The sequence below is a fragment of the Nocardia higoensis NBRC 100133 genome (genome assembly GCF_000308595.1).
In the GTDB taxonomy this organism is placed as follows: domain Bacteria; phylum Actinomycetota; class Actinomycetes; order Mycobacteriales; family Mycobacteriaceae; genus Nocardia; species Nocardia higoensis.
The window spans coordinates 31,368-45,464 of sequence record NZ_BAGA01000119.1; the positions used below are offsets into that span (position 1 = coordinate 31,368).

The 14,097-nt window shown below is 70.1% G+C and carries 12 protein-coding genes; 3 read left to right on the top strand and 9 right to left on the bottom strand.

The features are described 5' to 3' along the window. Positions 1–10: 10 nt before the first annotated feature. From ON26_RS21850 to dapE, 3 genes are all read right to left on the bottom strand, one after another. A complete protein-coding gene (locus ON26_RS21850) occupies positions 11–598 on the bottom strand; it encodes an LOG family protein (protein ID WP_051027344.1) in 588 nt (195 codons plus the stop codon). Further along, a complete protein-coding gene (locus ON26_RS21855; RefSeq protein ID WP_040798116.1) occupies positions 592–1,329 on the bottom strand; it encodes an LOG family protein in 738 nt (245 codons plus the stop codon). The genes ON26_RS21850 and ON26_RS21855 overlap by 7 nt, the downstream gene beginning before the upstream one ends. Positions 1,330–1,531: 202 nt before the next feature. Beyond that, entirely contained in the window at positions 1,532–2,641 is a 1,110-nt protein-coding gene (gene dapE, locus ON26_RS21860) for a succinyl-diaminopimelate desuccinylase (RefSeq protein ID WP_040798099.1), read from the bottom strand. Positions 2,642–2,704: 63 nt separating this feature from the next. Between dapE and dapD the strand changes: the two genes are divergently transcribed. Beyond that, on the top strand, positions 2,705–3,652 hold the full coding sequence (gene dapD / locus ON26_RS21865; protein ID WP_083884279.1) for a 2,3,4,5-tetrahydropyridine-2,6-dicarboxylate N-succinyltransferase: 948 nt from the start codon (positions 2,705–2,707) through the stop codon (positions 3,650–3,652). A 166-nt stretch (positions 3,653–3,818) separates the two neighbouring features. Here the strand turns inward: dapD and ON26_RS21870 are convergent, their stop codons facing one another. Then, on the bottom strand, positions 3,819–5,267 hold the full coding sequence (locus ON26_RS21870; RefSeq protein WP_040798101.1) for an acyl-CoA synthetase: 1,449 nt from the start codon (positions 5,265–5,267) through the stop codon (positions 3,819–3,821). Between the two features lie 150 nt (positions 5,268–5,417). Here ON26_RS21870 and ON26_RS21875 point away from each other — a divergent pair, with 150 nt between their 5' ends. Continuing rightward, positions 5,418–6,284, top strand: a complete 867-nt coding sequence (locus ON26_RS21875) for an oxygenase MpaB family protein (protein WP_040798102.1) — start codon at positions 5,418–5,420, stop codon at positions 6,282–6,284. Between the two features lie 8 nt (positions 6,285–6,292). On the opposite strand, the gene ON26_RS21880 is transcribed toward ON26_RS21875, so the two are convergent. Next, the gene (locus ON26_RS21880) at positions 6,293–6,982 is read right to left on the bottom strand and encodes a TetR/AcrR family transcriptional regulator (RefSeq protein WP_051027339.1); all 690 of its coding nucleotides are present in this window, start codon (positions 6,980–6,982) and stop codon (positions 6,293–6,295) included. A gap of 253 nt (positions 6,983–7,235) precedes the next feature. On the opposite strand from ON26_RS21880, the gene ON26_RS21885 reads away from it, so the two are divergent. Beyond that, positions 7,236–8,108, top strand: a complete 873-nt coding sequence (locus ON26_RS21885) for an oxygenase MpaB family protein (protein WP_040798103.1) — start codon at positions 7,236–7,238, stop codon at positions 8,106–8,108. 17 nt (positions 8,109–8,125) lie between these two features. Here the strand turns inward: ON26_RS21885 and pruA are convergent, their stop codons facing one another. From pruA to ON26_RS21905, 4 genes are all read right to left on the bottom strand, one after another. Beyond that, entirely contained in the window at positions 8,126–9,760 is a 1,635-nt protein-coding gene (pruA, locus tag ON26_RS21890) for an L-glutamate gamma-semialdehyde dehydrogenase (protein ID WP_040798104.1), read from the bottom strand. 258 nt (positions 9,761–10,018) lie between these two features. Continuing rightward, positions 10,019–11,134 carry a succinyldiaminopimelate transaminase gene (gene dapC, locus ON26_RS21895; protein WP_040798105.1) on the bottom strand — a complete coding sequence of 372 codons (1,116 nt, stop codon included), beginning with the start codon at positions 11,132–11,134 and terminating at the stop codon, positions 10,019–10,021. 7 nt (positions 11,135–11,141) lie between these two features. Beyond that, positions 11,142–11,462 carry a ferredoxin gene (gene fdxA, locus ON26_RS21900; RefSeq protein ID WP_040798106.1) on the bottom strand — a complete coding sequence of 107 codons (321 nt, stop codon included), beginning with the start codon at positions 11,460–11,462 and terminating at the stop codon, positions 11,142–11,144. Between the two features lie 127 nt (positions 11,463–11,589). Next, positions 11,590–14,097: bifunctional FO biosynthesis protein CofGH (locus ON26_RS21905; protein WP_051027346.1), on the bottom strand; the 2,508-nt coding region annotated here is incomplete at its 5' end.

A 14,097-nucleotide genomic window follows, 5' to 3' on the forward strand; every position in this document is an offset into this window, starting at 1 on the left:
CCGTCGGGGATCAGCCGGGCAGCGGACCGCCCGGTTCGGGCCGCAGCGCGACGAAGGCGGTGTTCAGGTCGGTGGCGACGGTGAGCCGGGAGCGGGCCCGCGCGGTCACCACGCCCTTGTCCCCCAGCGCGTCGATCCAGTCGAACAGGCCGCGGTAGAAGCCGCCGTGGTCGAGCAGCACCACCGGTTTGGCGTGCTCGCCGAGATACCCGCCGGTCCAGGTCTCGAAGAACTCCTCGAGCGTGCCGATGCCGCCGGGCAGGGTGAGGAAGGCGTCGGCACGGTCCTCCATGACCTTCTTGCGCTGGCGCATGGTGTCGGTGACGATCAGCTCGTCGGAGTCGGTGTCGGCGACCTCTTTGTGCACCAGGTGCTTCGGGATGACGCCGATGGTCCTGGCACCGCCCGCCCTGGCCGCGGTCGCCACCGCGCCCATCATCGAGACGTGACCGCCACCGGAAACCAATTGCCATCCGCGGCGGGCGATTTCGGTGCCGACCCGGGCGGCCAGATTCAGCAGTTCCGGATCGGTGGTGCTCGACGAGCAGTAGACGCAGACAGCGAACCGATCGCTCGCCGGGAGGTCGGCGCTCACCAGAGATCCTCGGTGCCGTAGGTGTCCAGCTCGGCGCGGGAATCGGCGGCGCGGGCGATGATGTCGACCACCTCGTCGACATGGTCGGTGACGTACAGCAGGTCCAGGTCGCCGGCCGAGATCTTGCCGTAGCCCTCCAGCGAATTGCGGATCCAGTCCACCAGGCCGGACCAGTAGGACCGGCCGAACAGGATGATCGGGAACCGGGTGATCTTGCCGGTCTGCACCAGCGTCAGCGCCTCGAACAGTTCGTCGAGGGTGCCGAATCCGCCCGGCAGGCAGACGAATGCCTGGGAGTACTTGACGAACATCGTCTTGCGCACGAAGAAGTAGCGGAAGTTGATGCCCAGATCGACCCAGTCGTTGAGACTCTGCTCGAACGGCAGCTCGATGCCCAGGCCGATCGAATAGCCGCCCGCCTCGCACGCGCCCCGGTTGGCGGCCTCCATCGCGCCGGGCCCGCCGCCGGTGATGACCGCGAAGCCGGACCGCGCCAGGGCCGCGCCGATCGCGTATCCGGCCTCGTACTCCGGATGGTCGACCGGCGTGCGCGCCGAACCGAACACCGTGACCGCGCGCGGCACCTCGGCGAGCGCGCCGAAGCCCTCGACGAATTCGGCCTGGATGCGCAGCACCCGCCACGGATCGGAGTGCACCCAGTCCGCATCGCCGCGGGTGTCGAGCAGATTGCGATCGGCGGTGCGGATGCCGGGATTGCGGTCGCGCCGGAACATGATCGGGCCGCGGAACTTCGCGGCGGACCGCGATTTCGAGGATTCCTCCCGGCCGGCGGCACCGTGCCGGGAGGTGCCAGCGTCCGAAGTCCTGCTGTCGGTGGGGTCGGCGGCGTCGGTGGACATGCGTACACGCTACCGGGCGGGCGCCACCGGGCAGCGTCGCCGTGGTGAACGGCCTGCGCCGCGCCGAGCGCGCCGGTCAGACCGGTGTCGCGCCGCCGGTCAGATACGCGCGCAACATGGCGGCGACCGCGGTGATCTGCGCGGTCGGCACGTGCTCGTCGCGCTTGTGCGCCAGGTTCGGATCGCCGGGGCCGAAGTTCACCGCGGGAATGCCGCGCGCGGCGAAGCGGGACACATCGGTCCAGCCGTACTTGGCCCGCACACCGCCGCCGCCGTGGGCGTGCACCGAATCGATCAGCGCCCTGGCGGCGGGGGCGGTGAGTCCGGGCAGCGCGCCTGCCGCGGCGTCGATGACCTCGAAGCCGATGTCCAGCCCGGCGAAGACCTCGCGCACGTGCGCCGTCGCCTGCTCGACGCTGCGGTCGGGCGCGAACCGGAAGTTGACCGTCACGGTTGCGGCGTCGGGGATCACATTGCCCGCGACACCGCCGTCGATCGCGACCGCGGACAGCCCTTCCCGGTAGACGCAGCCGTCGATGTCGACATCGCGCGCGGTGTAGCCCTCCAGCCGGGCCAGCACCGGGGCCAGCCGGTGGATCGCGTTGTCGCCCATCCACGCTCGCGCCGAATGCGCGCGCACCCCCTTCGTGCTCAGTCGGACCCGCAGCGTGCCCTGGCAGCCCGCCTCGATCCAGCCGCCGGAGGGTTCGCCCAGCACGGCGAGGTCGCCGTCGAGCCAGTCGGGCAGGTCGCGTTCGATGTGGCCGAGGCCGTTGTGCTCGGCGGCGATCTCCTCACCGTCGTAGAAGATGAGGGTCAGGTCGTGCACCGGATCGGCGACGGTGGCGGCCAGGTGCAGGAACACCGCGTCGCCGGACTTCATGTCGACGGTGCCGCAGCCGTGCAGCAGCTGCTCGCCGCCGGCGCCCTCGCCGAAACGGCTGGGCACGTTGTCGGCGATCGGCACCGTGTCCACATGCCCGGCGAGGATGACCCGGGTCGGCAGGCCGCGGTTCGTCCGCGCCAACACGACATTGCCGTGGCGCAGCACCTCGAAACCGGTGGTCTGCTCGCGCAGGGCGCGTTCCACGACGTCGGCGATCGCGCGCTCGTCGAGGGAGACGCTGGGGATGTCGACGAGGGCGGCGGTCAGGGCGATCGGGTCGGCGGACAGGTCGATGCTCACCGGGCCAGCCTACGACGAGGTAGCTCACCGGCCGCGCCACCGGAGTGGGTAACCTCTGACGACGTGAGCATTCAGGGAGCAACAGCAGTCGGTATCGCCAATGTGACCGCGGACGGCACCGTCCTGGACACCTGGTACCCGAGCCCGGAACTCGGTTCCTTCGAGACCACCGGTACCGAGCGCCTCGACGAGGCCCCGGAGGGCTTCGCCGACCTGCTCGGCGTGGACGAGGCCCGCGGCGTCGAGGTGATCGCCGTGCGCACCACCATCGCCGACCTGTCCGTGGCGCCGGTCGACGCGCACGACGTCTACCTGCGCCTGCACCTGCTCTCGCACCGCCTGGTGACCCCGCACTCGGTGAACCTCGACGGCCAGTTCGGCCTGCTCAGCAATGTGGTGTGGACCAACCACGGTCCCGCCGCCGTCGACGGCTTCGAGCGGACCCGCCTGAAGCTGCGCGCCCGCGGCCCGGTCACCGTCTACAGCATCGACAAGTTCCCGCGCATGGTCGATTACGTCGTCCCGTCCGGCGTGCGCATCGGCGACGCCGACCGGGTCCGCCTCGGCGCGCACCTCGCGGCGGGCACCACCGTCATGCACGAGGGCTTCGTCAACTTCAACGCGGGCACCCTGGGCACCTCGATGGTCGAGGGCCGCATCTCGGCGGGCGTCGTCGTCGGCGACGGCTCCGACATCGGCGGCGGCGCGTCCACCATGGGCACGCTCTCCGGCGGCGGCACCACCGTCATCTCTGTCGGCGAGCGCTCCCTGCTCGGCGCCAATTCCGGTCTCGGCATCCCGCTCGGCAACGACTGCGTGCTCGAGGCGGGGCTGTACCTGACCGCGGGCACCAAGGTCACCACGTCCGACGGCAAGGTCGTCAAGGCCGCCGAACTCGCGGGCCGCGACAACCTGCTCTTCCGCCGCAACTCCACCACCGGCGCGGTCGAGGTCGTGCACCGCAAGGGCACCGGTATCGAGCTCAACGAAGACCTGCACGCCCACAACTGAGCCACCCCGGCTCCCGTCGCCGACGCGTGCGGGGCCGGCCTCGAGCGCACCTCGGATTTCCCGGGGTGCGCTCGTCGTCTTCCGGCGACTCGGGCCCTCACCGGTCGAGCTGCCTCGGCCGGGGCACGGCGGAAGTCCATGGGGCCCAGGGCCCGATCCTGCTGTCTCAGGCCTGGGCTGCGAGCGTCTTCTTCTGCACCTTGCCCATCGCGTTGCGCGGCAACGACGGCACGATCCTGACCTCGCGCGGGCGCTTGTGCACCGACAGCTGTCCGGCCACCAGATCGATCAGTTCCCGCGGCAGCGCGGCGGCGTCCGCCCCCGCGCGCGGAACGACGAACGCGACGATCCGCTGGCCCAGATCCGTGTCGGGCAGTCCGACCACGGCGGCTTCGGCCACGGCGGGATGTCCGAGCAGCGCGGTCTCGACTTCGCCCGCGCCGACGCGGAATCCGCCGGATTTGATGAGGTCGACCGATTCGCGGCCGACGATGCGATGGAATCCCTCGGCATCGATGGCGGCGACGTCACCGGTCTTGAACCAGCCGTCCTCGGTCCAGCTGTCCGCGGTGGCATCGGGCCGGTTCAGATAACCGGCGAAGAGCATCGGGCCGCGGACCTGCAGGCCGCCGATGCTCTCCCCGTCGTGCGGAACCGGGGCGCCGGTCTCGTCGCGCAACCTGGTCTCGACGCCGCGCACCGGCAACCCGACCCAGCCCGGCCTGCGTTCCCCGTCGGCCCGGGTGGACAGGGTGATCATGGTTTCGCTCATGCCGTAACGCTCCACCGGCGCGTGACCGGTCAGCTCACGCAGCTTCTCGAACACCGGCACGGGCAGCGGCGCGCTCCCGGACACCAACAGCCGCGCTCCGCTCAGCGCCTTGGCGGCCGCTTCGTCCTCGACGATGCGCGACCACACCGTCGGCACACCGAAGTACAGGCTGCCGTCGGCCTCCGCGTAGGCCTGCGGCGTCGGCTTGCCGGTGTGCACGAGCGGGCTGCCGACGCGCAGCGCCCCGAGTACGCCGAGCACGAGGCCGTGCACGTGGAACAGCGGAAGGCCGTGCACCAGACGATCTTTCGAGGTCCAGTCCCAGGCCTCGGCGAGCGCGTCCAGGCCGGCGGCGATCGCCCCGCGGGTGAGCACGACACCCTTGGGCGGGCCGGTGGTGCCGGAGGTGTAGAGCACGAAAGCCGGTGCGTGGGATGGCGGTTCGGGATAGGTGTGCCACGAGCGCGCGTGCAGCCGGACCGGGATCACCGGCAGCTCACCGGCTTCCGGACCACCGGCACCTTCGGGCGCTTCGCCCAGCCAGGCCTGGGCGCCGGAATCGGCCAGGATGTGCGCGAGTTCGGCGGCGCCGGAATCCGGCGGCACCGGTACCACGGTCACGCCGGCGATCAGGCTGCCCACCACGGCCAGCACCGTGCGCAGATTCGGGCGGGCCAGCACCGCGACCCGTTCGGCACGCGCGACGCGCTCGGCCACCGAGGTCGCCGCGCCGAGCAGATCCGACCGGGAGAGCGTCGCACCGTCGATCGTGACGGCATCGGGGATGTCCGCACCCGCCGCGACCGCGGCCGGGTCCAGGGAACGGAGCAGCAGGGACGGCATGACCTCGAACCTACTGTGCGGCGCGATCGGCCGCGGCTACCGCCCCGCGACATCACGCCACGGCCTCGATCGTCTGTGACCGTTGACACATTCCAGAGAGAATGAGAACGTCGAAGCACATCCTTCTCAACGACGAGAACGGGGATCGACATGGCCGGCCCACTGCGCGCCCTGCGCCCGACCGCACCCATTCCGGGCGACGCCGACATCGGCTTCGACATCCGCGATCACGTCGACGCGACATCCGCGTTCTTCGGGGCCGCCACCAACGTCATCCTGCAACTGAGCATGCCGCCGGTCGGCTACGGCGTGGTGGAGAGCAAGGTCGACAGCGGCAACATCATGCTGCACCCGATCAAGCGCGCCCGCACCACGCTCACCTACCTGGCGGTGGCCATGGTGGGCACGGACGAGGACCGCCTGGCCTATCGGGCGGCCATCGACACCGCGCATCGCCAGGTGCGCTCCGGCCCCGACAGCCCGGTGAAGTACAACGCCTTCGACCGGCGCCTGCAGTTGTGGGTGGCGGCCTGTCTGTACTGGGGCGCGCGCGATCTGCACGAGCGCATGCACGGCCCCATGAACAAGGCCGCGGCGGACGCCTTCTACCGCAACGCCGAGCGGCTCGGCACCACCCTGCAGATGCATCCCGCTCAGTGGCCCGCCGACCGGGACGCCTTCGACGCCTATTGGCGCGAGCACCTGGCGACCACTCGCATCGATCCGCCTGTCCGGGACTTCTTCTGGGATCTGGTGAATCTGAAGATGTTCCCGCTGCCGGTGCAGCTGACCCTGGCCCCGCTGCACCGCTGGGTGACCGCGGGTCTGTTGCCGGAGCGCCTGCGCGAGCAGATGGGGATGACCTGGACCCCACGCGACGACCGCAGGCTCGCCGCGCTGTTGAGCGCCGTCGGCGCGGTCGAAGACCGGCTGCCCCGGGTGGTCAAGACACTGCCGATCGAAGTCCTGCTGTGGGATATGCGGCTGCGCAGGCGGCTCGGTCTGCGGATGGTCTGACGGCCGGGCTACTCGCCCACCTCGGCCTCGGCCGCGGGCTCCGGCGCCGGCTCGGCTTTCGGCGTCACCGGCACGCGGAAGGACACCACCACGTGATCGCGGGCGAACGCGCGCGCCAGCTGGTCGTCGCCGACCGGGATGACGGTCTGCGGGGTGAGCGCCATCGACACCGCCGTGCGGGCGATCATCTCGGCCAGCGGCTCGGGATCGTATTCGGGCAGCTTGCCCTCGGACTGCAGCCTGCGAATGAACTCGGTGAGGTAGTCGCGGCCCAGCTCGATGATCGGCGCGCCGCGCGTGGTGAGGAAGGGCAGCACCAGTTCCGGCTCGGTGGCCAGCAACCGGTGGATCAGCTGGTTCTCGCGCAGCCCGTTGATGAAGGCCACGAACAGCTCGACGATCTGATCCTCGGCGCCGGCGTCGCGATCGACCTGGCGGGCCAGCACCTCGTCCACGCCCTGGATGAACTCCCTGGACTGGCGCAGCGCCACCGCCTCGATGAGATCGGACTTGCTCGCGAACCGGCGGTAGAGCGTGGCCAGTGAGAGCCCGCAGCGCCGGGCTACCTCGACCATGCTGGTGCGCTTGATCCCGAAGTCCAGGAAGGCCAGCAGCGCCGCGTCGAGCACGCGCGACTGGTTGCGGTCCTCGGGACCACTGTTGCGGACCAGCGGGAGAAGCTTGTTCAGCCTTGCCATGTTCTTCCTCACCTCACCCGCGTCCTGCGAAACGATGACACTTTCAGTGTCACATACTCCCAGTCGCCGTCGGCGCCGATTGACAGCCACCTCAGGCAATGAGAAGGTTCATGACACTTCTTCTCATTAGGGCACAAAGTCCCATTGACACACAAGGGCCAGAATGAGAGGCTGAGGCAATAACCTTCTCATCGTGTCACTGCGGCGCTGCGACCAGAGCGGTCGGCGCCGCGAGCCGGAAAGACGAGGAAAGATGAGCGCGCCCCTTCGTGCAACGACGCCCGAGCAGGTGCCGAGCAGCAGCTACGGCACTGCCGACGACTTCCGGATGGAAGACTTCTGGTACGGAATCACCGCTTTCCTCGGCGGCTCGGCGAACGTCGTCATGCAGCTCAGCCACGCGCCGGTGGCCTACGGCGTACTGGAGAGCACCGTCGACTCCGGCAAGGTCATGCTGCACCCGATCAAGCGTCTGCGCACCACGCTGACCTACCTCGCGGTCGCGCTGATGGGCACCGAGGAGGAGCGCGAGGCCTACCGGCAGGCGGTGAACACCTCGCACCGCACCGTGCGCTCCGATGCCCAGAGCCCGGTCAAGTACAACGCGTTCGATCCCAAGCTGCAGCTGTGGGTGGCGGCGTGCCTGTACTTCGGCATCCTCGACCTGCACGAGCGCCTGCACGGCGAGCTGGACGAGGCCACCGCCGATGCGCTCTACGCGTACTCGGTCAAACTCGGCACCGGCCTGCAGATGCGCCCGGAGATGTGGCCCGCCGACCGCGCCGCCTTCCAGCAGTACTGGGACACCGAGCTGCCCCAGAAGAAGATCGACGCGCGCACCAAGGCCTACTTCGACGACATGATCGACCTGAAGATGATGCCGGTGCCGGTGCAGATCCTCGGCGCGCGGTTCCACCGCTTCGTGGTCACCGGCCTGCTGCCCGAGCATCTGCGCAACGAGATGGGCATGACCTGGTCGCCCATCAGGGAGCACACGCTGCGGTTGCTGCTGCTGGTGATCGGCAAGGTGCAGTCCAAGCTGCCCAAGGCGGCCCGGTTGTTCCCGATGAACTACTACCTGTGGGATTTCCGCAAGCGCCTGCGCAGCGGCAGGCCGCTGGTCTGAGCCTCACTCCCCGGCCGTTACCCCTCCATGTGGGGATAGCGGTGGCCGGTGGGTGGCGCGAACGTCTCCTTGAGGGTGCGTGGCGCCACCCAGCGCAGCAGATTCAACGGTGAGCCCGCCTTGTCGTCGGTGCCCGATGCGCGGGCGCCGCCGAAGGGCTGTTGACCGACCACCGCGCCGGTCGGCTTGTCGTTGATGTAGAAATTGCCGGCCGCGTAGCGCAGCACGTGCGCGGCCCGTTCGATGGCCGCCCGGTCGCGCGCGAAGACCGCCCCGGTGAGCGCGTAGGGCGCGGACTTCTCGGCTTCGGCCAGCACGGCTTCGAAGGCGCCGGGCTGACCGTCGTCGTAGACCCGCACGGTCAGGATCGGGCCGAAGTACTCCGTGCACAGCGACTCGTCGGCCGGGTCGTCACAGAGCAGCACGGTGGGATCGACGAACCAGCCCCGCGAATCGTCGTGGCCGCCGCCCGCCGCCACGGTCAGACCGGCCTCGCGCGCCCTGGCCAGTGCGGCCACATTCTTGTCGTAGGCGCGCTGATCGATCAGCGCCCCGCCGAAATTCCGCAGATCGGCGATATCGCCGTAGCGCAGGTCCGCGACGGTACCGAGGAACCGGTCGCCCATCTCCCGCCAGACCGAGCGCGGAATGTAGGCGCGCGAGGCGGCCGAGCACTTCTGGCCCTGGTATTCGAACGCCCCGCGAATCAGCGCGGCGGTCAAGGCCTTCGGGTCGGCTGAGGGGTGCGCGAGAACGAAATCCTTGCCGCCGGTCTCCCCCACCAGCCGCGGATAGCTGTGGTAGCGGCCGATATTCGCGCCCACCTCGCGCCACAGGTACTGGAAGGTGGCGGTGGAGCCGGTGAAGTGGATGCCGGCCAGGCGCGGATCGGCCAGGGCCACCTCGGACAGGTGCACGCCGTCGCCGGTGACCATGTTGATCACGCCGGGCGGCAGGCCGGCGGCCTCCAGCAGGCGAATCGTGTAGTAGGCCGAAAGCGTCTGTGTCGGAGCGGGTTTCCACACGACGGTATTGCCCATCAGCGCGGGCGCGGTGGGCAGATTGCCCGCGATGGCGGTGAAGTTGAACGGGGTGATCGCGTAGACGAAGCCCTCCAGCGGGCGGTACTCCATCCGGTTCCACACCCCGGGCGAGGACTGCGGCTGCATGGCCAGGATCTCGCGGGCGAAGCAGACATTGAACCGCCAGAAGTCGACCAGCTCGCAGGGCGCGTCGATCTCGGCCTGGTGCACCGATTTCGACTGCCCGAGCATGGTCGCGGCGGCCAGCGTCTCGCGCCACGGGCCGGCGAGGAGTTCGGCCGCGCGCAGGAACACGGCGGCGCGCTCGTCGAAGGGCAGCGCGCGCCAGCCGGGACCGGCGGCGACCGCCGTCGCGATCGCGGTCTCGGCTTCGGCGTGGGTGGTGTCGGTGTAGGTCCCCAGTATCAGCTCACGCCGGTGTGGCGCGAGAATCGCGTGCCGCTCCCCGGTCCCCGGCCGATGCTTGCCGCCCACCACCAGCGGCACATCGACGGTTTCGGCGGAGATCTCCGCGAGTCGCGCCAGCAGCAGCTCCCGCTCCCCGCTTCCGGGGGCGTAGGCGTGCACCGGCTCGTTGACAGGCGTCGGGACCACTGTGGCAGCGTCCATAACCAAGGCTAGCCCGGCTGCTGGGCGCCTGGCGACGATTCCGCGGCCCGCGAGTCGCGGCGCGTCGATTGCCGCCGCTCGCGGGGTGACGGTCACCGCCGCGCGCACCGGCCGGCGCGGCGGCCTTCCGATTGCCGCTCAGCGCCGCCACCGAGGCCGACATCCGGCCCGACGATTCCCGGTGGCGGTCGATCCCGGCGACAGCCGGCCGACAGCGCGCGGCCGGACGGGGCGCTCGGCCCCGGCCGGCGACGTTTGTCAGGACCGCGCGGTCTTCAGCCTCGCCACGGCGGCGGCGATGCGCTCGTCGGTCGCGGTGAGGGCGATGCGCACGTGCTCGCCGGAGCCCGGCCCGTAGAAGTCGCCGGGAGCGGCGAGGATGCCGCGCTCGGCCAGCCAGTCCAGGGTGGCGCGCGCGGGCTCGCCGCGCGTCGACCACAGATACAGCCCGGCCGCCGAATGGTCGACGGTGAACCCCGCCTCGACCAGCGCCGCGCGCAGCACCTCGCGCCTGGCCCGGTAGATCTCGCGCTGGCGCTGCTCGTGGGCATCGTCGGCGAGGGCGGCGGTCATGGCGGCCTGGATCGGGAAGGGCACCATCATGCCCGAGTGCTTGCGCACCTCGAGCAGTTCGGCCACCAGTTCCGGATCGCCGGTCACGAATCCGGCACGGTAGCTGGCCAGGTTCGAGGTCTTCGACAGCGAGTGCACGGCGAGCAGGCCGGTGTGGTCGCCGTCGCAGACCCGGGGATCGAGGATGGACACCGCGGGCTCGTCCCAGGCCAGGCCCAGGTAGCACTCGTCGGAGGCGACGACCACGCCGCGCTCGCGGGCGAAGTCGACGACCTTGCGCAGATGATCGACGCCGAGCACCTTGCCGGTCGGATTCGACGGCGAGTTGAGGTAGATCAGCGCCGGAGACTGCGGACCCAGCCGGGTGAGCCCGTCGGCGCGCAGCACCTGCGCGCCGGCCAGCAGCGCGCCGACCTCGTAGGTCGGGTAGGCGATCTCGGGAATGACCACCAGGTCGCCCGCACCGATGCCGAGCAGGCGGGGCAGGCCGGCGATCAGTTCCTTGGTGCCGATCACCGGCAGCACCGCAGACTCCGGGATGCCGGTCACGCCGTAGCGGCGCTTCAGCGCGTCCACGGCGGCGGCCCGGAGTTCGGGGGTGCCGTGCGTGGTCGGGTAGCCCGGCACATCGGCGACGGAGTTCAGCGCCGCGCGGATCACCTCGGGCACCGGATCGACCGGGGTGCCCACCGAGAGATCGACGATGCCGTCGGGATGGGACGCCGCCTTCGCCTTCACCGAAGCGATGGTGTCCCAAGGGAAATCGGGTAGCAGCGCGCTGACCCGGCCACGTTGCGCCACTCGGGTCTCACTCACCCATCGGAGGGAGTTCCTTGACGAACGGCGGGTCGAAATCGACCTTGCCGACCTTCGTCGCGCCGCCCGGGGAACCGAGATCGTCGAAGAAATCGACGTTCGCGGCGATATATCCGCTCCACTGATCCGGGGTGTCGTCTTCGTAGAAGATCGCCTCCACCGGGCACACGGGCTCACACGCACCACAGTCCACGCACTCGTCGGGATGGATGTACAGCATCCGGCCACCCTCGTAGATGCAGTCCACGGGGCATTCCTCGATGCATGCCTTGTCCTTCACGTCAACGCACGGTTCAGCGATGATGTACGGCACTGCCGTTCTCCTAGTCTGTCCTCACACCTGTGGGGTGGTCCGCCCAGCGAAACCCTATCCCGGCGGCACTCGACGCGCCGGGTCAGCCTGCCCTAACTCGTACCGCGTCGGATGACAGCCGCGACCGCTATCCCATGGTCGCGATCGGCACCTGCGCCCGGTCCACCGAGCCGTAACTCGTGGTGCGCTGGCGCACCGGCCTGCCGATGCCCTCGGCGATCTCGGTCAGCTCGGCGACGGTCTTGGCCGATCCGTGCTGCGAGCCCGCCATCCGGGAGATGGTCTCCTCCATCAGCGTGCCGCCCAGATCGTTGGCGCCACCCTGCAACATCACCCTGGTACCGGCGACGCCGAGCTTGACCCAGCTGGTCTGGATGTTGTCGATGCGGCCGTGCAGCATGATCCGCGCCAGCGCGTGCGCCGCCCGGTTGTCCCGGATGGTCGGGCCGGGACGCGCCGCGCCCGCCAGGTACAACGGCGAACTCTGGTGTACGAACGGCAACAGCACGAATTCGGTGAATCCGCCTGTCTCGTCCTGGATTCCGCGCAGCACGCGCAGATGCCCGACCCAGTGCTTCGGGGTGTCCACGTGCCCGTACATCATGGTCGAGCTCGACCGCAGGCCCACCTTGTGCGCGGTGGTCACCACCTCGATCCACGCCGAGCTGGGCAGCTTGCCCTTGGTGAGCACCCAGCGCACCTCGTCGTCGAGGATCTCCGCGGCGGTTCCGGGGATGGTGTCCAGGCCGGCTTCCCGGAGCGCGGTGAGCCAGTCGGCGATGCTCTGGCCGCCGCGCGAGGCGCCGTTGACGATCTCCATCGGGCTGAAGGCGTGCACGTGCATGGACGGGACGCGGGCCTTGACCGCCCGGACCAGGTCGGCGTAGCCGGTCACCGGCAGTTCCGGGTCGATGCCGCCCTGCATGCAGACCTCGGTGGCGCCGTCGACATGGGCCTCCCAGGCGCGGTCGGCGACTTCCTGCGCGCTGAGGGTGAAGGCGTCGGCGTCGCCCTTGCGCTGGGCGAACGCGCAGAACCGGCAGCCGGTGTAGCAGATGTTGGTGAAGTTGATGTTCCTGTTGACGACGTAGGTCACGTCGTCGCCGACGGTGTCGCGGCGCAGCCGGTCGGCCAGTGCGGTCACCGCGTCCAGGTCGACGCCCTCGGCGGTGGCCAGCGCCAGGTACTGCCCGTCCGACAACCCCGCCGGGTCGCGTTCGGCGGCCCGCAACGCGGCGGCGACATCGGAGTCCAGTCGCTGCGGCGCGCCCTCGGAAAGGCCGCGGGCGTGCTCGCGGATGGTGTCCCAGTCGCCGAACGCGCCGAACGCCTCGTCGGAGCCGCCGAGCCCGGCATCGCTGCGGGTCTCGGTGTTGCGGCCCTCGGTGTCGATGGCGGTTTCCAGGTCGACCCGGCCCGCCGACTCCCACGACTCGTCGGGCTCCTGCCACGGCAGGCCCACCGGCATCGCGTCGGGACGCGCCAGACCCGTCGCGGGATCGGTGAGCGCGGCGACGTGCGCGCCGATGCGCGGGTCGATCCACGGGTTGCCGGCGCGGACGTACTTCGGATGCGCGGAAGTACGCTCGGCCAGGGTGAATCCGGCGGCCTCGGTGAGCTCGCGCAGCGTGTCCAGATTCGGCCACGGCCGCTCCGGATTGACGTGATCGGGCGTCACCGGGGACACCCCGCCCCAGTCGTCGATGCCCGCATCGACCAGATCGCGGCATTCCCGCGCCGAAACCAGGTTCGGCGGCGCCTGCACCGTCACATCCGGGCCCATCAGCAGGCGGGTCACCGCGATGGCCGCGCGGAACTCCTCGAGTCCGGCGTCGGGCCGGTCGCGCATGGCGGTGTCGTCCTTGGCCAGGAAGTTCTGCACGATCACTTCCTGGATATGGCGGAATTCCTTGTGCAACTTGCGGATCGCCATGATCGATTCGGCCCGCTCGGTGACGGTCTCGCCGATGCCGACCAGGATGCCGGTGGTGTAGGGCACCGAGAGCCTGCCCGCATCGGTGATGGCGCGCAGCCGCACCGCGGGGTCCTTGTCGGGGCTGCCGTGATGGCATTCGCCCTTGTCGGTGAACAGCCGGGTGGAGGTGGTCTCGAGCATCATGCCCATCGACTGCGCCACCGGCTTGAGCCGCGCGATCTCGGCCCAGCTCATCACCCCGGGATTCAGGTGCGGCAGCAGGCCGGTCTCCTCGAGCACCAGGATCGAGACCGCGCGCAGGTAGTCCAGCGTGGAGTCGTAACCGCGTTCGTCGAGCCACTGCGCGGCCTCCGGCCAGCGGTCCTCCGGGCGGTCGCCCAGCGTGAACAGGGCCTCCTTGCACCCGAGTTCCGCACCGCGCCGGGCGATGTCGAGCACCTCGTCGGGTTCGAGGAACATGCCCTTGCCCTCGGCGCGCAGTTTGCCGGGAACGGTGACGAAGGTGCAGTAGTGACACCGGTCGCGGCAGAGCCGGGTCAGCGGGATGAAGACATTGCGGGAATAGGTGAGGACGCCGGAGCGGCCCGCCGATTCGAGCCCGGCGTCGCGGACCCGCGCGGCGCTGCGACACAGGTCGAGCAGGTCGTCGCCGCGCGCCTGCAGCAGCACGGCGGCTTCGTCGACGTTGAGGCTCACCCC

Bases quoted from the DNA above. Each gene is read 5' to 3' on its own strand.
- ON26_RS21855 (WP_040798116.1), bottom strand. From the start codon at position 1,329: ATGTTCCGGCGCGACCGCAATCCCGGCATCCGCACCGCCGATCGCAAT.
- ON26_RS21870 (WP_040798101.1), bottom strand. From the start codon at position 5,267: ATGCCGTCCCTGCTGCTCCGTTCCCTGGACCCGGCCGCGGTCGCGGCG.
- ON26_RS21875 (WP_040798102.1), top strand. From the start codon at position 5,418: ATGGCCGGCCCACTGCGCGCCCTGCGCCCGACCGCACCCATTCCGGGC.
- ON26_RS21880 (WP_051027339.1), bottom strand. From the start codon at position 6,982: ATGGCAAGGCTGAACAAGCTTCTCCCGCTGGTCCGCAACAGTGGTCCC.
- ON26_RS21885 (WP_040798103.1), top strand. From the start codon at position 7,236: ATGAGCGCGCCCCTTCGTGCAACGACGCCCGAGCAGGTGCCGAGCAGC.
- pruA (WP_040798104.1), bottom strand. From the start codon at position 9,760: ATGGACGCTGCCACAGTGGTCCCGACGCCTGTCAACGAGCCGGTGCAC.